This window comes from Bacteroidales bacterium, assembly GCA_016707785.1.
Taxonomy (GTDB): domain Bacteria; phylum Bacteroidota; class Bacteroidia; order Bacteroidales; family UBA4417; genus UBA4417.
Window position 1 is genome coordinate 50,296 of sequence record JADJGZ010000057.1, and the last position, 25,662, is coordinate 75,957.

The 25,662-nt window shown below is 40.5% G+C and carries 15 protein-coding genes; 11 read left to right on the top strand and 4 right to left on the bottom strand.

All coding sequences use genetic code 11. The annotated features are described in order from the left end of the window. Window positions 1-21 precede the first annotated feature (21 nt). Entirely contained in the window at window positions 22-1,944 is a 1,923-nt protein-coding gene (locus IPH84_18990) for a cation acetate symporter (protein MBK7175250.1), read from the bottom strand. 17 nt (window positions 1,945-1,961) lie between these two features. Then, on the bottom strand, window positions 1,962-2,234 hold the full coding sequence (locus tag IPH84_18995) for a DUF485 domain-containing protein (GenBank protein MBK7175251.1): 273 nt from the start codon (window positions 2,232-2,234) through the stop codon (window positions 1,962-1,964). A gap of 143 nt (window positions 2,235-2,377) precedes the next feature. On the opposite strand from IPH84_18995, the gene IPH84_19000 reads away from it, so the two are divergent. Continuing rightward, window positions 2,378-3,067, top strand: a complete 690-nt coding sequence (locus IPH84_19000) for a Crp/Fnr family transcriptional regulator (GenBank protein MBK7175252.1) — start codon at window positions 2,378-2,380, stop codon at window positions 3,065-3,067. A gap of 20 nt (window positions 3,068-3,087) precedes the next feature. Next, on the top strand, window positions 3,088-3,843 hold the full coding sequence (locus tag IPH84_19005; GenBank protein MBK7175253.1) for a metallophosphoesterase: 756 nt from the start codon (window positions 3,088-3,090) through the stop codon (window positions 3,841-3,843). Window positions 3,844-3,860: 17 nt separating this feature from the next. Here IPH84_19005 and IPH84_19010 read toward each other — a convergent pair whose 3' ends face one another. Then, window positions 3,861-6,722, bottom strand: coding sequence for a cache domain-containing protein (locus tag IPH84_19010; protein MBK7175254.1), 2,862 nt, complete (start codon window positions 6,720-6,722; stop codon window positions 3,861-3,863). 135 nt (window positions 6,723-6,857) lie between these two features. On the opposite strand from IPH84_19010, the gene IPH84_19015 reads away from it, so the two are divergent. Further along, window positions 6,858-10,430, top strand: coding sequence for a carboxypeptidase regulatory-like domain-containing protein (locus tag IPH84_19015; protein ID MBK7175255.1), 3,573 nt, complete (start codon window positions 6,858-6,860; stop codon window positions 10,428-10,430). 7 nt (window positions 10,431-10,437) lie between these two features. Here the strand turns inward: IPH84_19015 and IPH84_19020 are convergent, their stop codons facing one another. Further along, window positions 10,438-12,594, bottom strand: a complete 2,157-nt coding sequence (locus IPH84_19020; GenBank protein MBK7175256.1) for a tetratricopeptide repeat protein — start codon at window positions 12,592-12,594, stop codon at window positions 10,438-10,440. 575 nt (window positions 12,595-13,169) lie between these two features. Here IPH84_19020 and IPH84_19025 point away from each other — a divergent pair. From IPH84_19025 to IPH84_19060, 8 genes are all read left to right on the top strand, one after another. Then, entirely contained in the window at window positions 13,170-16,559 is a 3,390-nt protein-coding gene (locus tag IPH84_19025) for a M28 family peptidase (protein ID MBK7175257.1), read from the top strand. A gap of 115 nt (window positions 16,560-16,674) precedes the next feature. Continuing rightward, on the top strand, window positions 16,675-17,700 hold the full coding sequence (locus IPH84_19030; GenBank protein MBK7175258.1) for a T9SS type A sorting domain-containing protein: 1,026 nt from the start codon (window positions 16,675-16,677) through the stop codon (window positions 17,698-17,700). Between the two features lie 243 nt (window positions 17,701-17,943). Next, window positions 17,944-18,237 (top strand): hypothetical protein, encoded by a 294-nt coding sequence (locus tag IPH84_19035; protein MBK7175259.1) that lies wholly within the window; start codon window positions 17,944-17,946, stop codon window positions 18,235-18,237. 382 nt (window positions 18,238-18,619) lie between these two features. Next, window positions 18,620-19,585: a hypothetical protein gene (locus IPH84_19040; GenBank protein MBK7175260.1), complete on the top strand. Its 966-nt coding sequence runs from the start codon at window positions 18,620-18,622 to the stop codon at window positions 19,583-19,585. Then, window positions 19,542-19,712: a tail fiber domain-containing protein gene (locus tag IPH84_19045; GenBank protein MBK7175261.1), complete on the top strand. Its 171-nt coding sequence runs from the start codon at window positions 19,542-19,544 to the stop codon at window positions 19,710-19,712. The genes IPH84_19040 and IPH84_19045 overlap by 44 nt, the downstream gene beginning before the upstream one ends. 233 nt (window positions 19,713-19,945) lie before the next feature. Then, window positions 19,946-21,889: a tail fiber domain-containing protein gene (locus tag IPH84_19050; GenBank protein ID MBK7175262.1), complete on the top strand. Its 1,944-nt coding sequence runs from the start codon at window positions 19,946-19,948 to the stop codon at window positions 21,887-21,889. A 23-nt stretch (window positions 21,890-21,912) separates the two neighbouring features. Then, complete coding sequence (locus IPH84_19055) at window positions 21,913-23,691, top strand: tail fiber domain-containing protein (GenBank protein MBK7175263.1); 1,779 nt, start codon at window positions 21,913-21,915, stop codon at window positions 23,689-23,691. A gap of 155 nt (window positions 23,692-23,846) precedes the next feature. Further along, window positions 23,847-25,646 carry a tail fiber domain-containing protein gene (locus IPH84_19060; GenBank protein ID MBK7175264.1) on the top strand — a complete coding sequence of 600 codons (1,800 nt, stop codon included), beginning with the start codon at window positions 23,847-23,849 and terminating at the stop codon, window positions 25,644-25,646. Window positions 25,647-25,662: the final 16 nt, after the last annotated feature.

Sequence of the window (25,662 nt, forward strand, 5' to 3'; positions counted from 1 at the left end):
GACTTTATAAAAAGAGAATCATTATTTACTGAAATCTTTTGTCGAATTTTCTTGCTGTGTTAGCAGTGAAATAACCACTAAGGTAATTACAGCCAAAGGAATAGAAATGATTCCCGGATTATCCAGGGGTATAGGAGCATCTTTTGGTACCAGTCCATACTTATCATACATGGTTGGAGAGAAAAGTATTATCCCAATTGATGAGACAATCCCAACAATGATTGACCATGCAATACCTTTAGCTGTTGTTTTCTTCCAGAAGAGAAGAAAAAGAATTGCGGGAAGGTTAGCTGATGCAGCTACTGCAAAAGCAAGTCCAACCAAAAATGAAACGTTCATTCCTTTAAACAGTATTCCGAGAATGATTGCAAAAACTCCAACACCCACGGCGGCCAGCTTTCCGGCTTTAACCTTGCTCTTATCAGTCATGGGCACCTGGAGATACTTATCGATAAAATCATGGGCTATAGCTCCTGAAGAAGCAACTATTAATCCGCTTACTGTTCCGAGAACCGTGGCAAAAGCAATTGCAGAAATGATTGAGAATAATCCAATACCAAATGTTTTAGCTAACAGAGGTGCCGACATATTACTGCTTTCCACATCAAGTGCTCCGCTAATCATAGAACCGAGACCCATATAAAGCGTTAATACATAGAAAAATCCGATGGCAGCGATCGCTACAATAGTGGATTTCCTGGCAGCACGCTGACTGGGTACCGTATAATAACGTATCAAAATGTGAGGAAGGGCTGATGTACCAAGGAATAAAGCCAGCATCAGGGAAAGAAAGTTTAATTTATCCCAAAAGGTAGCTCCTGCTGCTTTTGTAAGTTTATAGAGTAGTCCGGGCTTCATTACGTCTTCACCCTTCGTATTGTTCTGGTACCACACTGTTACTTTTTCATCCCCATCAGAAAAAGCTTTTTTAGAAAAGCGAACGATTTCACTTTTTTCAATGGTTTTAATAAATTCGAAAGGCCCTACCGGACCGGTTTTATCCACTTCTTTTCCATCCACAACTATTTTACTGAGATGCCCAACCTGGTAGAATTTTTTCTCAGATTTCGGAGCTCCGTTATATAGCTTTTCACCACCAGGAAGTACAGTGATGTAAAGCATTTCCTTGAGTTCAGACTTATTATCCTTAGTATTTAACTTATACCAGCAACTTGATCCATTTTTTTCAAGCATCACAAACACTAATTTGTCGACAACCCTGGTCTTTTTAACAATATAGGTTGAATCCGGAACATTTATAATTGTATCATTTGTGACAATCGCTGCTGTTTTATCGAATTTATGATAGTTATCAGAAGGGGTTAATGATAACCCATTTCTTAAAATATAAATGGTTAATATGGTCGAAAAAATGACTAATAGTGCTCCTTTTATAAACTGAACATAGGTTGTTGATGTCATTCCGGCTGTTGCCACAATAAAGATCACTATTGAACCCACAATCAGAACGCCCATCCAATGAGGAAGTCCAAGTAAAGGCACCACAAGATCCCCGGCTCCAACCATCTGAGGGATCAGATAGAAAATAGAAACAATAAGGGTGCTTATGGATGCCGCTAATTTGATGTGTTTGGAATTGAATTTTGAGTCGAGTGCATCGGTAAATGTATATTTCCCAAGCTTTTTTAAAGGTTCTGCAACCAGGAAAAGTGCTACGACCCATCCAGCAAGGTAACCGATAGAATACAAAAATCCATCGAAACCTGAATAGGCAATCATACCGCATATTCCCAGGAATGAGGCCGCTGATAGATAATCACCTGCGAAAGCGATACCATTAACAGCCCAATGAATATTTCCACCAGCTGCATAATAGCTTGAAGCTGATTTTGTTTTTCTGGCAAAGTAGAATGAGAGTCCCAGGACTAACCCAACGATAAACAGAAAAATAATAATTGCCAAATTTGAAACTTCGTAAATCATATTTTTTACAATTAGAATTAGTGCTTATTCATTTGATTTTCCATTCTGGTGCAGAAATAATTATAGATAAACCCCATAATGATAGCCAGGAGGATCAATCCGAACCCATATATTATTGCAATATTCTGCCCGCCGATCAGTTCCAGCCCCATCCATTCAGGCTTTGTCAATCCAATAAAAACAAAGCCGGCATAAACGAATGTGTAACAAAAAAACATAATTACACCGAGTTTTGCCTTTTTCCTGGCGGCCTTATCAATTCCAATTTCGACTGCTGGTTTATGTAGCATAAATCCTCCTTTTTAAGATTTCATGAATAGTTCATTCGGCCAAAGATATTGATTAATGATCATAAAATCTTTTCATACAAGTTGCTATCTAACATTGTTTTATAACAACTATTTTTTATATTTGAAATCTAATTGTCTCCAATATGAAGTTTAGCAAAAAACAAAATTGTGAGTCATGCCTGCTAAAATGTGATATTTATTCAACACTTGATAAAACAGGTAAAAGCATTGAAAAAATTGGACCTCTGCATGCCAGTATTAAAAAGCATGAAATTATCTGCAAACAAGGGACTGTGGTTTCACATGCTTTATTTTTAGTAAAGGGCTCGGCAAAGCTCTATATTGAAGGCTTGAATAACAGGAATATTATTCTATACATATTAAAACCTCCGGCCTATATTGGGCTGCTTTGCTTTTTTGATAATCCGAATTATTCCTATTCTGTTGCTGCTTTGGAGGATTCAGAAGTCTGTTTCATTGAACTTGACTTAGTAAAAAAACTCTATATCGAGAATCATGAACTACTTTTAACTTTGAATAAGGCTTTTGGCAAATCCGTTACCAATATTATGAATAAGATCATTTCATTAAATCAAAAACAGATCAGGGGACGGTTTGCTGAGAACCTGATTTATCTTTCAGAGATTAACAATAGTCATAAATTTCATTTGGGAATGTCGAGAAAAGAAATAGGTGAAATGATTGCCATCTCTGAGGAAAATGCAGTCAGACTTTTTACAGAATTTTCAAAAGAGAAAATAATTAATATTAACGGCAGAGAAATTGAAATACTGGACTTGCCACTATTAAATAAGATCAGCGAAGTTTGTTAGATAGTTCTTATCCCTTCCAAATGAAAATTCAGTATTGTTCGGATCTTCACCTTGAATCAGAGCCAAATAGCAGGTTTCTTGAAGCAAATCCTTTAATTGTTGCCGGTGACATCCTCATTTTAGCAGGAGACGTGGTTCCTTTACTTGATGAGTACTTAAACAATCCCTTTTTTCATTTTATTTCCGAAAACTATAAACAAGTTTTTTGGATTCCAGGAAATCACGAGTTTTATCACAGGGACCTGTCAAATTACAGTACATCATTTTCCATTCAGTTAGCCGGAAATATTCAGATTGTTAATAATATCGAATTGAACTATGAAGGCGTCAATTTCCTGTTTAGTACTATGTGGTCAAAAATAGGCAGTGATAACATGAAAACTGTAGAAAAAAATGTACCTGATTTTAGCAATATTACTCTAAATGATAAACCATTTAAAGCTACTGATTTTAACAGGCTCCATGCTGAAAGCATTGCCTTTATAGTACAGTCTTTAAATCATAAAAAAGGTAAAACAGTAGTTATAACCCATCATTTACCGTCGGTTTTATGCAATTCAGAATTACATAATTCAAGTTCCATAAATGAAGCCTATTGTATTGACCTGACTGAATATATTACTGGTTGTGATGCCAATTTCTGGATTCATGGACATAGTCATGTAAACCACAATCCTTTATACCTCGGGAATACCATTATGCTCACCAATCAGCTTGGGTATGTCCATTCCAATGAACACGCGGGGTTCCGGCATAATGCCTATATATCAATATAATCAAGCCCTTCTCTCAGTTAGGTTGAAATTTTGAAATCCGTTTTTATTTTAATTTGATAATCAGGAATGTTTGTCAGAACTTTCTTTAATAAATTCAACTCAATAGTGCTGAGCTTTTTTGTATTCAGAATATTTGTAACGGCTTCATGAGAATCTAAAAGTTCAACCTGATTTCTGAATCGCATTTTCATTAAAAAATTGTACCCAAAAACAATATCATCCACAGTTTTTTCAGCAATAATTTGATTTTCCTTAAGAGAATTTAGGCGTTCAACAGTATTTGTTTTCCATATATTATTCTGTAGCGCATACGTCCTGGCTAACATAATAATTGGAATAACAGCTTGTTTCAGGTCTATGCTATCTATGTGTTTATCAGAAAGGATATTTCCCGACGATAGTTGCTGACACCTGGTAACAGAAGTGTTATAAGCAAGATGATATAAAAATAACGGACTTTCCTTAATTGCTCCTGATATTAATGCTCTTAGTCTGTCAACAAGAATTTCATCACCATACACACCCCTGAAGTCAAAAAATACAGATGCATCCAGGAGATTCTGCGCCTCTGGTGTTGCAATCCAACTAATAAAATGTTTTTGCCAAACACTTACTGGTGCACACCATTTAGGATTCTTTGCCATGATGTTTCCCAAACAAAAGGAATAACCTATCTGATTTAATGTGTTGCAAACCCTCTCCCCAAGTTTCAGAAAATAAGCCCTGGCAATCTCTTCCTTTTCAATTTGTACGTCTTCATATATAATGGCATTATCCTGGTCAGTAAGAAACGTTTCTTCCTTGCGTCCTTCACTTCCCAGACAAATAAACGAAAATTTTGCAGGTGGTTCTCCCTGGTCAATTATAGCTAATTCAATAATCCTTTTAATAGCAGCATCCGAAAATGCAGAAATGATTTTGGTAATGTATTGCACAGGAAAATCATTTCTGATAAGAGGTTTCGTTAATAATTGCAGACTTTTAAAGCATTGCTGCAAATCATCAACGGTTTCTGCTTTCGAGAGATTTGTCAGATAAAACGACTGTGAATTCACAACTGAATGAAAGGCATCATTGATACTGAAAACGCCCTTCAATACACCGGTTTCATTTCTTACAATAAGATGATTTATGCCATTGAGCCTGCAAATTCTAATCGCTTCGAGGACAATTTCATTCTCTGAAATAAAATGAATAGGTGAACTCATGATCAGATAGGCCGGATTGTCTAATTTGAGATTGAGAGCAAAAATTCGTTTTTGAATATCCGATTTGGTAATAATACCCAGATAATCAATCTCATTCCTGGTCAGTAAAAGGGCTTCTGTTTTTTTTCTTAACAGGAACTCAACTGCATCTTGTATTGTTGAATCCGCATCCAGCGTATGGATTGAATTTAAATATTCTTTTACCGGCCGTTCCAGGATGAAATCCTTGGCTTTAAGTTCAGTAATTAAATTATTAAACTGACTTTTTTCATTCTGTTGCAAGGTGATATCTTCAACAATCCCATCACAAATCAAATCTTCAGAATCCTCACCTGTCATTAATACCAGTGAAAAAGCAACTATTGAAGTTTGATCTTTACCATTAAGGATTTTCACTATTTTATTTTTGATAAAACCCTTGTCTAATAAATCATTATGAAGAGCTTTTCTTTCTTCATGATCTGATATCAACCCTAGCAGGTGAACTTCTGAAAGTTGCTTAAAGTCTTCAAATCCAAATATCCTGATGGCTGTTTCATTAGCAAAAAGAAACCTGCCTTTTTGATCAATCCGGGCTTTAAAAAATCCAATATTTAGGGTGTTAATTAACTTTTGATAATCTAATGTTGTGACATTTATACCTTTATCGATAGAAATATCCTTAATAACTAATATGTTAACTGTCTGGCCATAAAAAACAGTCGTTGAGCAGGTTACTAAAGCCTCCGTCAATCCGCCATTCTTTTTACCAATATTTAATTCATACTGCCCTTCTTTAATGGTATTCTGTGAAAATGTCTGCAAAATATTCTCATTATTACTTCTGCTGATGATTTCAATTAACGAACGCCCCGCTAATTCCTGTGAATCATACCCTGTCATTTTATTTATCACATTATTTGAGAAGCTTATTTTCCCGTCAATGAGCATGAGAATGCCTTCAGTAGCGGCTTCCACAAGAGTCCGGAATTTCTCTTTTGATTCATGTAAATCATTTTCTGCTGAAATTCTTTTCTTTTCAACATTAAGACTCTGTTTCAAAATATACATAAGCAGGAAGGCGATAAGTATTGATATACCTACCGAAATCCATAACATGCTTTTCGTTAACGTTGAGATTTCCCTTTTTACGTCTTCTATATAAATACCTGTACCAATAACCCAGTTCCAGGGTTTGAATACCTTAACATATGATAATTTGGGAACAATATGCAGCAAATCATCTTTCCATTGCCACATATAATCCACATATCCCTGCTGTGATTTTTTTACCGTGTTCACAAATTCAACAAAGAGTCTTTTCCCATGCGGATCCTTAAAATCAGTCAGATCCTTGCCATCAAGATCTTTTCTGAAAGGATGCATGATCATATTGGGTGTCATGTCAGTAATCCAGAAATAATCCTTGTTCTCTTCTCCGTATCTTAAATACTGTATTCTTGAAATGGCTGTCTTTTGAGCTTCCTCTCTCGTCAGTATGCCTTCTCTTTCATCATTTTCATATTTTGCAAGTATACTCCATGCCGAATTGGTAAGTTCTTTGATCATTTCTCTCTTCCCATTCATTATATTTTCCTGAAAACGAGGAATCACAATGAAGAAAATGGTGAGAATAAACAATAGAACAGAAAGGATTGAAGGAAGAATAATCCTTAATGAAAACTTTCTCATAATCAGCTATTATTATGTTGCATCTAGGATTATACTGTAGCCGTTTTTTTGACCCTCTGATGGTCTGAGGATGCAGTGGCATACTCAATGTAAATATATTACTATATTTGTTAACCACTACCAAAAACCCAAATGATGAAAAGCATTACACTGGCTATTTTCGGCCTATTACTTGTCATTTCCCTCCAGGCACAGGAACGATTCGTTGCACGTATCTCCTCTCCAAAAATTGCCGACCTCAGCCAATTCCTTAAACAAGGTTATGATATTGCTGCTTTTTATCCCGATAAATATATTGACCTTGTAATTAATCAGTCGCAGAAGCAATTGCTCGAAAACGAGGGATTTATCCTGAAGATTACCCAAACTGAAAGCCAGATGAGGGAAAATATGGTCACCGGAAAAGCCCTGGCCGGTTACCGCACCTATTCCGATCTCTATACCGAATTATTAAATCTTCAGACAGCGCATCCTGACATCTGCAAATTGTATGATATTGGTGAAAGCCGCGGTAAAGAGTATACCCAATCGGCTTACAATAATTATAAACATGAAATATGGGCCTTGAAAATATCAGATAATGTTGCTGTTGAAGAAGACGAACCGGGTGTTTTCTATATGGGAACTCACCATGCCCGGGAACCCATCAGTCTCGAAGTAGCCATGTATATCCTGAATTATATTGTTTCTAATTACGGAATCGATCCAACCATTACCAATGATATAAATAATAAACAAATCTGGTTTATGCCTTTGGTAAACCCAAATGGACATAAGATTGTGACTGATGAAGCAGACCTCTGGTGGAGGAAAAATATCCGGGACAATAATGCAAACGGCTTGCTTGATTCCGGTACCTCTGACGGTGTTGACTTAAACCGGAATTATGGCTGGGAATGGGGAGGAGAAGGAACCTCCACATCACCCACTGATATTACCTACTGCGGCCCTTCACCTTCCTCGGAACCTGAAACCATGTCAATGAAAAACTTAATGGACCAGCACCATTTTGTTGCAGGTATTACCTATCACAGCTACAGCGAACTGGTTTTGTTTCCTTATGGCTATGTTACGGAAGCCTTTGCTCCCGATCACTCAAGTTTGCAGGCACTGGCTGTAAGCATGGCAAACACCATTCCTTCTTCAAGTGGCGGATATTATACTCCTGATAAATCTTCAGGCCTCTACCCTGCTTCAGGGGTCACCGATGATTATGCCTATGGACAACGTGGCATTTTCTGTTATACCATTGAACTTGGAACCACCTTTATCCCTTCCGCCAGCCAGATCCCGGGAATTTGCTCAGGTAACCTTCAGGCTGCCCTCATCCTTCTTCACAGGGTGGATAAATCAACCCTTACAGGACTTGTAAAGGATGCCAATACATTTCTCCCGATAGAAGCAGAAGTGTTTGTTCAGGGAATTGACAATACAGGCGCATTCAGGGTTCCCTATACATCTGATGAAGCCTTCGGACGATATTACCGCATGCTGCCTGATGGCAACTACACAGTGACCTTTTCCTGCTTCGGTTATATCCCTCAGACCTTCAACAATGTGAATATTAATAACCTGGGACAAACCCTGCTGAATGTTAACCTGGTACCTGCACAGACGGTTACCGTCACCGGGACTGTCACCGACCTGGCAACAGGTTTACCTATACCGGGAACTACTATAGAAGTGGTGAACACTCCTTTGATTACTGCCACTTCCGGCACTGCTGGCGAGTATTCAATTGGCAATGTGCCGGAAGGAACGTTTAGTTTCCGTGTCAGTAAAATTGGTTATGCTACCATCACTCAGAACCTTACAGTGTCAGCTGCCAGCCATATCTTCAATTTCCAGCTGCAGGAAAGCGCTGCGTGGAGTTTCGAAACCGGGGTTTTTGAACCTCAGTGGACTTTTGGTGGCAATTTACCCTGGACCATTTCAACTGAAAGCCCTTATGACGGAAACTATTGCTCAAAGTCAGGAAATATTGCAGATAGTCAAAGCTCCGAAATGAGCCTGGAACTCTACCTCACTTCAGCCGGTACCGTTTCGTTTTTCAGAAAGGTTTCCTCAGAAAGCGGATACGATTACCTGAAGTTTTATATCGATAATGTACAGCAGGGACAATGGTCGGGGGCTGTTGCCTGGAGCGAAGTGAGCTATTCCGTAGCTGCCGGTTTGCATACCTTTAAATGGATTTATTCAAAAGATGGAAATACCGTTAGCGGAAGCGATTGCGCCTGGGTTGACAATATTCTCTTTCCACCTTATGCACCCATACCGGACCCTGCAAATATTGTGTTAAGCCCTTCTCAATTCACAAAAACCGTTGGACTGAATGGCACTGTCACCGATCTGTTAAGCATCTCCAATTCCGGGGAAACCGACCTTGCATTTACTGCCCAGGTTGAATATGCAGGAATGGCTGGTCGTTCCCAGGCAACAGTTTATCCATTAAATGCAAACTATAATACCGGAACCACAACCACATCTGCAAAAACCCAAACCAGCCTCGTGAAAGGATATCCAACAACTGAAGCAGGATGGATGAAATTTGACGTCAGTTCAATTCCTGACGGATCAACCATTAACTCAGTGGAATTCCATGGGTATGTGAATGCCACAAATTATCCATACTGGAATATCAATCCTGTAAGTGCTGATCCTTTAACCGCAACATCATCGGCTTTATATACTGATATTATGGCTGAATCAGCTACCGGTTATTACCTCTACCGTTCTGAAACCAGCACTTATGCTGCTGGTTGGAAAGTACACACTTTAGGTGGCAATGTAAATGCGAATCTTCAAACATCACTCGCACAGGACTGGTTTACCATTGGCATTATGGACAGGGATAACAGTGCTTCTTACTATATTGGATTCGATGGTTGGAATCAGACCAACAAACCCTACCTGGTGGTGGATTACACCTTTGTTCCAAGCTATACCTGGCTTAAAGTGAATGGATCGGGCACCACTTCCGGCACAGTGACACCGGGTAATAGTCAGTCGATCCCCTTAAATTTTGAAGCCGGTTTGCTTGCAGCAGGCACTTATAATGCCAATATCCGTATTACCAGCAACGACCCTGATCAGACTCAGGTACTGGTACCCTGTATCCTGAATATTTCAGCTGAAAGGAGCCTGCAAATCACGGTTTTACTTGAAGGTTTATATAATGGTGACGGGACCATGCGTAAGGCCCAGGATCTGAGTGGAGACCATTTCCCCGGGACTGTCGCTGATAAAGTGAATGTTGAATTACATGATGCCGCTAACTATTCAAGCATTGTATATTCCTCTGCCAATGTGGATCTGAATACCAATGGTGCTATCAGCCTGAGTATCCCTGCCACTCACAGCGGCTCCTATTATGTAACCGTGAAGCATAGAAACAGTGTCGAAATCACTACTGCAAACCCGGTTTCCTTTTCCGGGAGTTCGATTACCTACGATTTCAGCACTGCAGCTTCCCAGGCATTCGGGAACAACCTCAAACCTGCATCGGGAAAATACCTGATCTTTTGTGGTGATGCGAACCAGGATGGAGTCGTTGATTCAGCAGATATGACCGGACTTCAATCGGATGCCTCCGGTTTCATCTCAGGTTATCAGAATAATGACATCAATGGCGACGGAATCATTGATTCTGCTGACATGATATTAATGGATAATAATGCGAAAAATGCTGTAGGAGTGATACACCCTTAGTAGAAGTTTATTTTGTATAGAGGTTAATCATCCTTCTGGCATTCAGGTTTCCCAGCTTTTCTGCCATCAACCAATCCCGTAATGCTCCTTTTCGGTCACCGAGGGAGTATTTACAGGAACCTCTTCCTAGATAGGCATCGGCAAAAGCAGGATCAATAGTCAGGGCCGAATCAAAATCCCTTTTTGCTATTTTATAATTCCCAAGCAACGCATAAATATTGCCCCGGTTATTCAAGGCCTTGCTATAAAACGGGTCAAGGTTGATCGCGAGTGTATAAGAATCAATGGCTCCCTGTAAATCCTTTTGCCGGTATAATTCATTCCCCCGGTTAAAGTACTGCATTGCAGCATTCCTGTTTAACTGGGTCCCTTTTTCTTCTGCTTTTTCAACTTGCTTTTTATCCTTCCTCCCCTGCTTAATTTCAGATAGCGCCTGGGCGGCAATGATATCCTTCCCATGGGTTCTGGCCATCACTTCATCCAGGCATATCCCGGCGGAAAGAATGTCTCCACCCTGGAGAAAAAACATCCCAATGTTCCGGAAAAAATCCGTTGAATCATCCCTTCCTTTGCTTAACCAATCAGGGAAAGCCCTCCGGGCAGGATTCCCGGCAGCATATCTTTCAGGGGTGATTTGTTGAAACCTGAATGCTCCCAGGAATGTTGAAGGAATCAATTCAGGTATATCCCTGGCATACTCCTTTTCAGCCCATACCACAAATAGCCCATCAAGGTAAATCAATTTCCAGTCAGGCATTTGATAAAGCTGATGGGTCCATGGGTAGTATTTCAGGTAATTATAGACTATAAGCCGGGGATGATGTTTATTGATCAGTTTACCCAGCTTATTATTCCAACTTTCCATCAGTTCGAGATAGAGGGATTCATTCATCACCTCCAGCCGACCATCAATAAAAACCGGCTGGGAAAGTTTCCAGGATAACCAGCCACCTGTTCCAAGACTGTTCAGCAATTTCCCGTTTAATTTGTTTTTAAGAAGAAATTCTGAAGCATTCTCCGGCAGCTGATATTTGTTGATGCCAATTCCTGCTTTGTTATTGGTATGATCTGATTCATAGAAGGAGCCATTCAAGACCCGAAAGATTCCGGATCCAGACATAAATATCACGATCAAACCAACCGAAAAAACTAATGTTCCGGATCTGTAAAACCTCCATTTCACTGGTTGTTTCTTCGAAAAATATACGGATTCAAGATCCCTTAAAGATTCTCCCAGCACCGGGAAATTCATTATGGCAAAAAAGGGTATATTCCTAACCACCACAAGTGAAAGATATGTCGAAAGAAGCAATAATAACCATTCATGCAATCTCCTTTTTCTGTAGGTAAGCATATACAGAATAAAAGTTGCTGCCAGGAATACAAGGAACAGCATCTCAACAGCAGTATGCTTGTCTATAGCAAAAAAGGACTTGAATTCTGCAATATGCTGATGATAGATATTACTACTATTGAACCGGCTTAATAGACTAAATGGGAAAAACACACCATTGATGTGACCGGGATTCAGGAAGCAGGCTGCAAAAGCAATGAACATCCATAAGAACAGTAGCCAGTCCGGTTTCCTGTTTTTCCACCACAGACTGATGAAAAATATGCAAATGCCAGCCAATCCAAGAATAAAAAGCGAATGCACCTGGACCCAAACCAACATAATCAATGGCAGGAAAAATAAACGTTTCTTACCACGATGATAATATTGCTCAAGGATCAGCAGGATCAGGGAAAGGAATAGAAAACTGAAGATTTCCGGCCGAAGGATCAGCCTGGATTCAATGATCAGGAAAAAGAACAGCAATAATACAATGGATAATAATTCAGGAAGGTTGAAGTTCCGATATCGTATTAATGTAACACTGGCGAGAAATAAACCACAGACTATGAGCAGCAAACTCAATCCCTCATAACCAAGAACCCGGTAACAAGCATAAATGAAAACCTGGAAAGCCCAATGTGGATCTATATACCTGTTTTCACTTACGGTATAAGTGCTTTGGTCAACCGTTGGAACCTGAGCATTTTCAAGTATCCACCGGCCATATTTCAGGTGAAACCCAAGGTCGGGATCGGATAATTGCCTTGTTGATAAAATGATCACAAAAAGTATCACTATCCACAGGACTATTACCTTAAAAAATTTCATAAACTTTTAATGAAAGGCCTCGGAGAATTATTCCAATATTCAGTTACATCATTACTTACCATTTTGTTAAATCCGAGCGATAGTAAGATATTACTTTGGAAATCATCACATACCAAGCGCGCTTTTCTAATATTGATCTATCTTTTCACCAATTTGCGTTGCACAACACTATCAGTGCCAATGAATTCTATAACATACGCCGGCTCACCAGGCTTCTCTTCAAATTCCCTGAAAAGTATTTCAATTTTCAAAACATTAAGATTGGGGAAAGAGGCGGGGGGGGGGGGGGGGGCGGGGGTTCTCGGCGGCGGTCTGGAGCCTCTTCGTTTATTATTTACCCTTCCAAAGGCATGATAGTATTTAAGTTATAATAAAACGGGGCGGGGTAAATACCGTTTACTTCAGGAGTTAATTCGGGAGCATGGCATAGTTCGTTTTCCGGGTTTGGGGTGGGTTGGGGTAGCGGGGGGGGGCAACATCGTTAAAAAGCATCTTTGGTCTCTTTTACCTGTGAACCCTCTGAAATTACTATATTTTTCTATATTTGTTCATACCAGAACCCTAAACCCCTTCCCATGAAAAGATTTCTACTTCTCCTGGCTTTCAGCTATTTAATTTTCCCACTTTTTGCAGATGAACTGGTGCTTATCAGGATCAGGGATCATCAGAAACTTGAAGCACTCAGCAACGATGGCCGGCTTACCTTAAACTATTCTGGTCAGGGGTTTGTAATTGCCACACTTCATCAATCCTTTGAAAACGATTACATCTTACTTGAACCTACCGCATGGGAAAAGGGACAGGCCTACTTCCTCATCATTGCTCAGGAAGGCAATAACCGGGAGTACCGAAGCCAGGTAGAAAACATGGCAACCATTTTATTCCAGGATCCTGAAATAATGTTCATAAAAGCAAATGAACAACAGTTGCAGCAGTTGGAACCCCCTGTAAATGGGAGTCTGACCAGGATATTGAACCATAAGGTGACTCTTCCAAAAGAAACCAAAATGCAGGCATCAGCTGGTAAATCAACTGATCCATTCATTGTTGCCCGCATGGCTGAGGTGAATACCACCCTGATTCAGTCGAATATCCAACACCTGCAGGATTACGGGACCCGGAATGCCTATACGGCCCAATCGGTGCAAGCTCAGAACTGGATCAAGTTACAATTCGAAAATATGGGACTTAGCACTACCCTCTTCGATTTTACTATGCCCTCAGGCAGTGCCAGTGATAATGTAATCGCTACAAAAACCGGTACCCTTTATCCCAATGAATATGTGGTGATTGGCGGACATTACGATTCCTATACCGGTTCGAGCAGTGCCCCTGGTGCTGATGATAATGCAAGTGGAACCTGCGGAGTGCTGGAGGTTGCAAGGATCTTAGCCCCTTACACTTTCGACCGCACCATCATTTTCTGTGCTTTCTCGGGAGAAGAATATGGCCTTTATGGCAGTGCAGCTTATGCAACCTATTGTGACAATCTCAACATGGATATCATCGGTTACCTCAACATGGATATGGTAGGCTATCTTGAACCTTCCGGAAGCATCCATACCGACATGATTGCGCCTACCTCAGCACAATGGCTGGTTGATTTTTATACTACTGTTGTAAGTCTTTACCTGCCCACATTTACAGTCACTCCGGGAACCCTGACCGGAGGGGATAGCGACCATACCTCTTTCAACAACCATGGATATATGGGGATCTTTCCGTTTGAAGATAGCCAGAACTATAGTCCATACATACATACCGCCAATGATGTGATGGGAACCAGTGTGAATAGTATGGAGCAAGTAGGCGTTTTTACAAAGGCCATGGTAGCTACAACCATCAGCCTTGCCAACCTGGTGCCTCCACAGGCTGTTAGAATTCACGGGACAGTCACGGATTTCGTAACAGGCGCTCCTATCGCGGGAGCCACTGTTCAGGTGGTAAATACTTCCATTACTCCGGCGGTAACAAATGCAGCAGGAGGGTATACCTTTATCAATGTTGAAACCGGTTTCCAGACATTGCGTGTGAGTAAAATCGGTTATGCAACTGTGCAACAAACCGTTACAATTACTACTACAGATACAATTTTTAATTTCCAGTTACAGGAAAGCCCTGCCTGGAGTTTTGAAACCGGGGTTTTTGAATCCTTCTGGACTTTCGCAGGAAATTCCCCATGGACCATTTCAACAGAAGCACCCTATGATGGGCTTTATTGCTCAAAATCAGGTGTGATTGATCACAGCCAGTCGTCGGAAATGAGCCTACCGCTGAATGTCACATCAGCAGGCTATATATCATTTTTCAGGAAAGTTTCTTCCGAAAGCGGGTACGACTACCTAAAGTTTTATATCGATGGGGTGCAGCAGGGACAATGGTCGGGGACGGTAGCCTGGGGAGAAGTAAATTATGCCGTAACTGCAGGTTTACATACCTTCAAGTGGGTTTATTCAAAAGATGGTTCAGCAGTATCAGGCAGTGATTGTGCCTGGGTTGATTATATCATTTTCCCACCTTATGGACCCATTCCCGAACCTGCAAATATCGTGGTAAATCCCTCGCTGTTCAATATCAGTGTAGGATTAAACGGTGTGCATAATGACGGCCTCATGATTACCAATACAGGGGAATCCGACCTTACCTTCACTGCCACGGTTGAATACAGTGCTTCTCCCGGTAAATCATCGGCAACGGTTTATCCCTTAAATGCCAATTACAATACCGGGTCTACAACCAGTTCTGCCTTTACAGAAACAAGCCTGGTAAAGGGTTATCCTACCACCCAGGCCGGATGGATGAAATTTGATGTCAGTTCGATTCCTGATGGTTCCACCATTAACTCAGTAGAGTTTCACGGGTATGTGAATGCAACAAATTATCCTTATTGGAATATAAACCCTGTCACTGCAAACCCGCTTACTGCTACTCCATCTGCCTTGTATACTGATATTATGGCTGAATCCGCCGCCGGATATTACCTCTACCGCAGCGAAACCAGTACATATGCGCCGGGGTGGAAGACCCATATCCTGGGAGGTGCTGTAAATGCCAATCTACAGTCTGCATTGTCACAGGATGGCTTTACAATTGGGATCATGGATCGCGATAATAGTTCTACCTATTTCATCGGATTCGATGGCTGGAACCAGGCTAATAAACCCTACCTGGTGGTAGATTATACCTATGTTCCTGCTTATACCTGGCTGAAAGTGAATGGACTGGGAACAACCTCCGGAACCATACTTCCCGGGAATAACTTACAGATTCCTGTAGATTTCGACGCAAGTTCTCTGGCGGCTGGAACCTATACTGCCAATATCAGGATCAGCAGCAATGACCCTGATCAGTCCATCATACTGATTCCATGTACATTAACCATTTCTGCAGACCGCAATCTGCAAATTAGCCTTTTTCTTGAGGAGCTTTACCAGGGTGGAGGTTTGATGAGAAAAGCCCAGGATGCTTCGGGAGATCATTTTAATGGGACTGTTGCTGACCAGGTAAACATAGAATTACATGATGCCCTGGATTATAGCAACATCGTCTATACAGCAGGAAATGTAGATCTCAACACCAATGGCACACTTAACCTTCAAATCCCTGCAATCCATTCAGGTTCCTATTTTATAACCGTAAAACATCGGAATAGTATTGAAACAACTACCTCATCCCCTGTAAATTTCTCAGGAAGCACTATCATTTATGATTTTAGTACCGCAATTACCCAGGCTTATGGCAATAATCTGCTGCTATCAGGAGGAAAATTCCTGCTCTATGGAGGTGATGTAAACCAGGATGGAAATGTAGATTCAGGAGATGTGATCGTTTTATTGAATGACGCTTCTGCATTTACAAATGGGTATATTTCGAGCGATGTCAATGGCGATGGACTGATTGATGCTTCTGATATGATTATAGTAGATAATAATGCCAGCCGATTAATTCAGGCTATTTTACCGTAAAAGCAAGATTATTTACTATTTTTACATTTGCATCACTACTGTGATCATGAACTTGTTGTATTTTCTACAATCAACGGTAGAACTATTATTTTATTAACGCTATAAAATTTCAACTATGAAAGCAAATCTTCATTTTACAACCCTATTTATTTTTTGTCTGATTTTCATGGATCTCCATGCCAATAGCTGTGCTAGCGGATTATTTCATGACGATTTCACCTATTCAACAAATTGGCAAACCCAGGGAAATGGACAGATTTATATTGCCGATAGTGCCTGCCGGTTGGAGAATGCCTACTGTGGATCTTATAACAGGGTTTATAGTGTACTTAACAGATCTGTATCAGAAACTTACTGGAAGGCAGAGTGTGATTTTACTATCCTGACAGAAAACCCGGATGGTAATGGAACCGGATGTGTGGTAATGGCCTTAACAGCCGGAACTCTCGATTTCATGTCTTATGACATCACTCAGAACTATGAAGAAACTTACCAGGATGGGATAGCAGTAATTCTGATGTCGGATGGCTCAGATGACAACGATATCGATCATTGGTATTTTTTGATCGAAGGGAAAAAAGGCATAATACGTTCCTTTGATTTATCGTCTGTTATCTATGCAAATAGTGCCCAGTCACGATACTATGTGAGATTGGAAAGACTGAACATCGGCACAACTCAATTAAGCATCTTTTCAGATCCCGGTTTTACCCAGCACATTCCCGGTTCACCAGTAAATTTTGACATTGACCCCTCTATTTGCCGGCTCAATACCTTGCAACATGGAACCATCACACCCGGAATGTATTCAAGGTTAATCAATGCTACTTTCGATAATGACCTGGTTTGCGATGACCAGCTTAATGTTGGGACAGAAACCTTTTTAAGCAGCTTTAATTCCATAAATGTTTTTCCAAATCCGGGAACAACTGTCATTCGGTTGCAAACAGATAAAGGTGATGCCATTCCTGCAGGGACCCCATATAGGATTATCAGCCTGCTTGGCAAAGAAGTAAGCTCCAGGATCATGGGTATCGGGAACCAGGTAGATATCTCCGGTTTATCACAAGGCTTGTTCTTCCTGATCATTCAACACTCCCGCCGGACTTTCAGTATCCCGTTTGAAAAGACTTTTCCATAAAAGCGGATTAGATCTCTTTATTTTTTGACATTATCAAATCGCATATTTGTCCGACTTCCTGATTTCGGACAAATTCGAGTTTGTTAGTTTGTATTTATTAATTTAATTTTGTGTATATGTTTATTCTTCCTCCAAAACCCTTCATTTTTCATAGTAAAGTATATCGTTTATAGTTTGGCCCCGGAAAAATTGGTTTTTCTGGCCTTATTATAATTTTATATCTATCCATCAAACTTGTATTACATGAAACAACTCATCATTTCACTTGGGTTACTTCTGATTCTATCCCAAAATGTTAAATCCCAGGTATCTATTAATGCAGACGGTACTTCACCAGACAACTCAGCCATGCTGGACGTCAAATCAACCAGCCAGGGATTATTGATTCCCCGAATGACTATGGCTCAGCGAAATGCTATTGTTAGCCCTGCAACAGGTTTGATGGTTTATCAAACTGACAATCTTCCAGGATTCTTTATAATTCAGGAACAGCCTTCTACACCAGGGTGGGTGAGACAGGCTCTGGTTGGGGACTGACTGGCAATAGCAGGACTATGCTAGTACCAATTTATTGGAACGACAGATAACTTCACTTTTGATTTAGGGTTAATAACCAGAAACGGGTGGAATCGATTAAGCGCTCGATACCTCTCTGGGACCTCAATACGAATTTCAACCACAAATGGCAATAACAACGTTGCAATCGGGATCAATACCCTTTAAATTGTACCTGGTTAGAACAATTTCATCAATCGGACGCAAATACTTTAAGTCACAACAAGTCAGGTTCAAATACACTGCCCGGTTCGGCGGCTCTTAAATTAATACAAAGGATATAATAATACGGGCATCAGGGTAAGTTCTCTGCAGTCAAATACAACCAGGAACTTCAGAATAGTGCTATTGGAACCAATAACTCTTGAAAATAATACTACTGGTTAGAATAAATACAGCGATAGGAAATCATTCACTTTATTCCAACACAACTGGAAGAGATAATATGGCTTGTGGAAAAGAAGCACTTGCAAATAATACAACTGGATACCTCAACACTGCTAATGGATATCAGTCACTTTACTCCAACATAACTGGAAATGCTAATTCAGCAAATGGATATCAAACACTTTTCTCCAATACAGCAGGCTACGGGAATACTGCCCAGGGTTATCAATCACTTTACTACAACACGACAGGACAATTTAATACTGCCCAGGGTTATCAATCACTTAACTACAACACGACAGGGTGGCATAACAATGCCTATGGATATGTATCACTTTTCAACAACACGGATGGCGATTATAACAATGCATATGGTTCCTTTTCACTAGCTTACAATACAATTGGGAAGAAGAACACAGGTATTGGACACGGTGCACTTAATCATAATACAACTGGAAACAATAACACAGCCATTGGAGACGCTTCACTAAATCTCAATACAACTGGAAACGATAACACTGCCATTGGGGAGTCTTCTCTTATGAATTCAACAGGCAATTATAATTCAGCACTTGGTTCAAATTCACTAATATACAATACAACTGCTAAACAACTGAGTGTAGGTGTATCTGCTCTTCGTAATAACACAACAGGTGATTTTAACACCGCGGTGGGAACAAATTCTTTAATTAACAGCACAATTGGTTCTCATAATTGTGCAATGGGTGATTGGTCACTTTCAAGTTTGTCCACAGGATCCAATAATATAGGTATAGGATTCGACGCCCAAGTTCCTAATGCAGCAGGAGATAACCAGATACGTATGGGGAATTATGTAATTGGAGGATGGGAATCCAAAGTTGGCTGGTCCATAACTTCTGATAAAAGGCTGAAGAGATATTACCAAATCGGATCTTGGTTTAGAGTTTATCAACAAGCTTAATCCTGTTTCCTATACACGATTGAATGATGAAAAGCAAAAAACGGAATACGGCTTTATTGCCCAGGAATTGGAGGAAACGCTCCAACAACCTTGGAATCAGAAATCCTGGCATGATTACAAAAGATGATTCAGGAATGTATAGTGTCAAGGTACTAATGATCTTTTTGCACCCCGTGAAAGCAGCAGGAACAACAGGGTATTATTGAGGAAAGTAAAGCGAAGATTCAAAAACTTGAAGCAACGAATCAACAACTCGAAGAAAGGTTGAAGCTGATTGAAGAAAAATTAAAATAATTGAAAGGGGAAGAATGCAACTAAGGTTTCAGTTGTTCTATATTCCTTAAAATCAATACAGTTAATATGAAAAATGTATTACTCTTTGCAACTTTTTCCCTGATATTTAATCTTTCATCACTGGCCCAGGTAGCTATCAACTCTGATGGTTCCGATCCTGATAATTCAGCCATGCTGGATGTGAAATCCACTGACAAAGGATTTTTGCCACCACGCATGACAACCACTCAACGCAATGCTATTGCATCGCCAGCCACAGGTCTGGTAGTATTCGATACGGATTTTAACAGCCTTTTTACGCGCACCAGCACAGCCTGGGTACAGCTTGGTTCAGCCAGCACCTGGGGATTGACTGGTAATTCAGGCACTGATGCTACTACCAACTTTATCGGCACCACGGATAACCAGGATGTAATCATTAAAAGAAATAATGATAGGGCCGGATATATTGGAATATATAATACATCATTTGGTATAAGCTCTCTAAATCCTTCAAATACAGGGTTGTATAACACTGCCATCGGCGGAGGTTCACTCTTATCCAACACATCAGGAAATAATAATACGGCAGCAGGAAATGGCGCGCTTTTATTCAATACAACAGGATATAATAACACAGCTATTGGGGGAAACACTCTTCTTTCCAACACAAGCGGTTATAATAACACTGCTATTGGCAACCAATCACTCTACTCCAACACAACAGGAATTGATAACACTGCAAATGGAGTTAACGCACTTTTAGTTAACACAACTGGGAATGGTAATACTGCGAGTGGGAAGGATGCTCTTGCAAATAATATAACCGGTTTTTTTAACACTGCTAATGGCAATCAATCACTCTACTCCAACACAACGGGAAGTTATAACACTGCTAGTGGTTCATTTTCACTTTTTCATAACACTACAGGGATTCAAAACACGGCAATTGGCTACTATTCACTTGTCAACAACACAACAGGAAACAATAACACAGCAAATGGATACTACTCACTTAATAACAACACATCAGGAAATCAAAACACTGCGGTTGGCAACTATTCACTTAGTGACAACACAACGGGATATAGCAACACAGCCATCGGGGAGAGTTCACTTTTAAAAAACACAACCGGTTTTGCTAACTCTGCTGTTGGCAGCCATTCATTCACCTACAACACAACAGGAAGTTATAACACTGCTAATGGATTCTATTCACTTTATAATAATTCAAGTGGGATTGAAAATACGGCTGTTGGTGTCTATTCACTTTTTTACAACACAACTGGAAACAAAAACACAGCAAATGGTAGCAAGTCCCTTTATACCAACTCAACAGGAGTTCAGAACACAGCCATAGGCGAGTCTTCTCTTCATGCAAATACAACAGGCAATTATAATTCAGCACTCGGTTCAAATTCACTCATTTACAATACAACAGGTCAGCAAAATGTGGGTGCAGGTGTATCAGCTCTTCGTAATAACACAACAGGTGATTATAACACCTCAGTAGGGACAAATTCTTTATTTAACAGCACCAGCGGTTCTTATAACTGTGCTTTGGGTGAGTATTCCCTTTCGAACAACACCACTGGCTCCAATAACATTGGTATTGGGAATAACGCCCAGGTTCCCAGTGCGGTGGGAAACAACCAGGTTCGCATGGGTGACGGGTACATTTCGTATGCAGGAATCGAGGTCGGCTGGTCTATAACATCTGATAAAAGACTGAAGGCGGACATAAAGAAATCGAACCTTGGTCTGGATTTTATCAATACCCTGAATCCTGTATCCTATACACGCCTGAATGATGAAAATAAAAAAACAGAATATGGCTTTATTGCACAGGAGGTGGAAGCAGCTTTGACAGATGCCGGATCTGTGAATTCAGGCATTCTTACCGTTGATGATAAAGGATTCTACAGTATGCGCTATAATGACCTGATGGCACCCATGGTTAAAGCCATCCAGGAGTTGACCAAACAGAATGAAGAGCTCTTAAAACGAATAGAACAACTTGAAAATAAATAATCAATACTCCTATATCCTCTACTATGAAAAATCTATTTCTACTGGTATTGCTATTTTGTGGTATTGCTGCCGGCGCACAGGTTGCCGTAAATACCGATGGTTCCACCCCCGATAATTCAGCCATGCTGGATGTGAAATCCACCACCCAGGGATTCCTCTCACCCAGAATGACACTTGTTCAGCGCAATGCAATTATTAGTCCTGCAACAGGCCTGATGATCTTTCAAACTGATAACGTCCCCGGGTTTTACTATAACTCAGGAAGCAGTTCCACCCCGGTATGGGTAATGACAGGTACAGGTTCAGGATGGAGCTTGACTGGTAATAGCGGTACATCAAGTACTTCCAATTTCATTGGAACAACTGATAATGTAGCACTCTTATTCAGGGTTAACAACCAGAAAGCAGGTGGGATAGACCACAATTTATCAAATACTTCACTTGGATATCAGGCTTTAAATACGAATTCTACCGGGAATAGTAATATTGCTATTGGCAGGTCGGCTCTTCAACTCAATACCTACGGATCATTTAACTGCGCTACAGGAACAGATGCACTAGGTCAGAATACTTACGGAAGTTCAAACACGGCAAACGGCTTTGGTGCCCTGGCCAGTAATACAACTGGTGGTGTCAACACTGCTGTGGGTAATTATGCGCTACATTTTAGTACCACAGCATATTACAATACTGGAATTGGTGAATCATCTCTTTACCTAAATACAACAGGTGAAGATAATACGGCGATTGGATATAATGCTATGTATTACAATACCGTAGGAGATAACAACGTAGCAATTGGAGCAAGTGCCTTAAGTGATAACAAAGCAAATAGCTATAGTGTAGCTATAGGAACCTGGGCGATGGGGCATGCAGATAGCCGGATAACCGGCAGAGCAACCTATAATACCGCTATTGGATATCAAGCACTTCTTGGCAGTAATGTTTCTTCAAACAATACCGGACAATGGAATACAGCGACAGGCTATCAATCAATGTTGAATAACACTTCCGGTAGCGGGAATACCGCAACCGGAGTATCTTCATTATTATCAAATACTACAGGCTCAAATAATGCGGTTTATGGGGGCAATACATTGGCAACCAATACAACCGGCCAGGAAAATGCTGCCTTTGGCAACTGGGCAATGGAACTTAGTGAAACAGCAAATTATAATACAGCCTGTGGTTCACATGCATTAAGGTCAAATCTGTCTGGTAATTTCAATACTGCTGTCGGTCAGAATGCACTTTATTTTATTACATCAGGTGGATATAATACCGGCTTGGGTGAGAATGTTTATCCAATCTCCGGAATACTAAATAACTGGACAGGTATAGGTTCAAATGCAGGAAGTTCACTCAGTATAAGCAATTCAGTAGAACTGGGCAACACTTCCGTTACCCGTATCCAGGGCCAGGTACCAATGTCTTTATACAGCGATGAGCGTATCAAGGATAATATTGTTGCCAATGTACCCGGACTGGATTTCATCCTTAAACTTCGCCCGGTTACCTATAATCTGAACATCCACAGGCAAAATGAAATTCTGTACAAAGGCCAGAAGAATACCGAAGACTGGACTGGAAAGTACGATATCGAGAAAGTCAGAATGACAGGTTTCATTGCACAGGAAGTTGCTAAGGCATCAGCCGACATAGGCTATGATTTCAATGGGGTGGATAAACCGGAAACAGCTGATGGATTGTATAGCCTCAGGTATACAGAGTTTGTTATGCCACTGGTAAAGGCAGTGCAGGAACAACATGCCGTTATTGAATCTCAGAAATTTAAAGAATGAAGATCGCAGACTAGAGAAATTAGAAATGCTTATCTGCAGGTAATGACTTTCAACTGTTTTGTTTCAAAAAGAACCAAATTAAACTTTTATACGAACTTTTAGAAAAGACTTGAATGCAGAAACAAGCTATTTAGGAAAAGTTTTTATTTCTTTTTATGGCATTAGCCAATCAGCTTATGGCTCAGGTTGCCGTAAATACTGATGGTTCCGCCCCCGACAATTCAGCCATGCTGGATGTGAAATCCACCAGCAAGGGGTTGCTTATTCCCCGAATGACCCTGGCTCAACGCAATGCAATTATTAGTCCGGCAACAGGCCTGATGATCTTTCAAACTGATAACGTTCCCGGATTTTATTATAATTCAGCTTCCCCTGCAAGCCCGGCATGGGTTATGACAGGGACTGGCTCAGGATGGGGACTAAGTGGCAATAGCGGGACTTCTTCTAATACTAACTTTATAGGAACTACTGATAGTCAGCCTCTGATTTTTAAAGTTAACAATCAGAAGGCAGGTAAAGTAGAGTATAATACACAAAACACTTCATTTGGAACGCTAACGCTTAATGTTAACATGGGCGAAAACAATACAGCTGTAGGATATTATGCACTTAGTTCAAATGATAATGGTTATTTTAACACTGCAGTGGGATCAGAAGCTCTTAGTAACAATATTAGCGGAAATTCAAATACTGCTATTGGAAATAGCTCACTTGCTAACAACACTACCGGTGGTAAAAATACTGCTATTGGAGAACAAGCCCTCAGGTTAAATACTACAGGGGGCTATAATTCAGCCACTGGTTTTTATGCTCTCTTATCAAATACTACTGGATCTGATAATACCGCTTTTGGCTATGGAGCTTTGTATCATAATAAATCAAATAATCAAAGCACTGCAATAGGATACAATGCCATGTTTTATGCCGATAATAGAACAACAGGAAGAATTACCTATAATACCGCTATTGGATATGAAGCACTCAAAGGGAGTGCGAGTGCTGCAAATAATATTGGTCAATGGAATACAGCGGCAGGTTATCAATCAATGTTGAATAACACTTCAGGAAGCGGGAATACAGCAACCGGGGTATCTTCTTTATTAGCAAACACTACGGGCTCAAACAATGCGGTTTATGGCGGCAATACTTTGGCAACCAATACTGCCGGCCAGGAAAATGCTGCCTTTGGCAACTGGGCTATGGAACTGAATCAAACTGGTAATTATAATACTGCCTGTGGTTCTCACTCATTAAGATCAAACACAACTGGCTATTACAATACTGCTTTGGGATACCATGCATTGTATACAAATACCACGGGAAGCAACAATACCGGCATAGGTGAATATGCATTCCCAACTTCAACTGCAACTTCTAATTGGACAGGGATAGGGTCCAACGTAGGCAGTTCGCTCAGCATTAATAATTCTGTAGAACTGGGCAACACTTCCGTTACCCGGATCCAGGGCCAGGTCCCAATGTCAATATACAGCGATCAGCGTATCAAGGATAGTATTGTTGCCGATGTACCCGGACGGGAATGCATCCTGAAACTTCGCCCGGTTACCTATAATCTGCACATCCACAGGCAAAATGAAATTCTGTACAAAGGCCAGAAGAATACCGAAGACTGGACTGGAAAGTACGATATCGAGAAAGTCAGAATGACAGGTTTCATTGCCCAGGAAGTTGCTAAGGCATCAGCCGACATAGGCTATGATTTCAATGGGGTGGATAAACCGGAAACAGCTGATGGATTGTATGGGCTCAGGTATACTGAGTTTGTCATGCCATTGGTAAAGGCTGTGCAGGAGTTGAATGCCGTTAACGAAGAACAGAAAGTTCAGAATGATGAGCTGAAGCAAACCATTGTTTCTATGAGCGCCTCTATTGAAGAGATGAAGGCTCAGAATGAAAAGCTAATGCAAAGACTCGAAAAACTTGAATCCAAATAAGTCCTGTAAACAAGTA

Bases quoted from the DNA above. Each gene is read 5' to 3' on its own strand.
- IPH84_19050 (MBK7175262.1), top strand. From the start codon at position 19,946: ATGAAAAATGTATTACTCTTTGCAACTTTTTCCCTGATATTTAATCTT.
- IPH84_19030 (MBK7175258.1), top strand. From the start codon at position 16,675: ATGAAAGCAAATCTTCATTTTACAACCCTATTTATTTTTTGTCTGATT.
- IPH84_19055 (MBK7175263.1), top strand. From the start codon at position 21,913: ATGAAAAATCTATTTCTACTGGTATTGCTATTTTGTGGTATTGCTGCC.
- IPH84_19000 (MBK7175252.1), top strand. From the start codon at position 2,378: ATGAAGTTTAGCAAAAAACAAAATTGTGAGTCATGCCTGCTAAAATGT.
- IPH84_19060 (MBK7175264.1), top strand. From the start codon at position 23,847: ATGGCATTAGCCAATCAGCTTATGGCTCAGGTTGCCGTAAATACTGAT.
- IPH84_18995 (MBK7175251.1), bottom strand. From the start codon at position 2,234: ATGCTACATAAACCAGCAGTCGAAATTGGAATTGATAAGGCCGCCAGG.
- IPH84_19025 (MBK7175257.1), top strand. From the start codon at position 13,170: ATGAAAAGATTTCTACTTCTCCTGGCTTTCAGCTATTTAATTTTCCCA.
- IPH84_18990 (MBK7175250.1), bottom strand. From the start codon at position 1,944: ATGATTTACGAAGTTTCAAATTTGGCAATTATTATTTTTCTGTTTATC.
- IPH84_19020 (MBK7175256.1), bottom strand. From the start codon at position 12,594: ATGAAATTTTTTAAGGTAATAGTCCTGTGGATAGTGATACTTTTTGTG.
- IPH84_19035 (MBK7175259.1), top strand. From the start codon at position 17,944: ATGAAACAACTCATCATTTCACTTGGGTTACTTCTGATTCTATCCCAA.
- IPH84_19015 (MBK7175255.1), top strand. From the start codon at position 6,858: ATGAAAAGCATTACACTGGCTATTTTCGGCCTATTACTTGTCATTTCC.
- IPH84_19005 (MBK7175253.1), top strand. From the start codon at position 3,088: ATGAAAATTCAGTATTGTTCGGATCTTCACCTTGAATCAGAGCCAAAT.
- IPH84_19010 (MBK7175254.1), bottom strand. From the start codon at position 6,722: ATGAGAAAGTTTTCATTAAGGATTATTCTTCCTTCAATCCTTTCTGTT.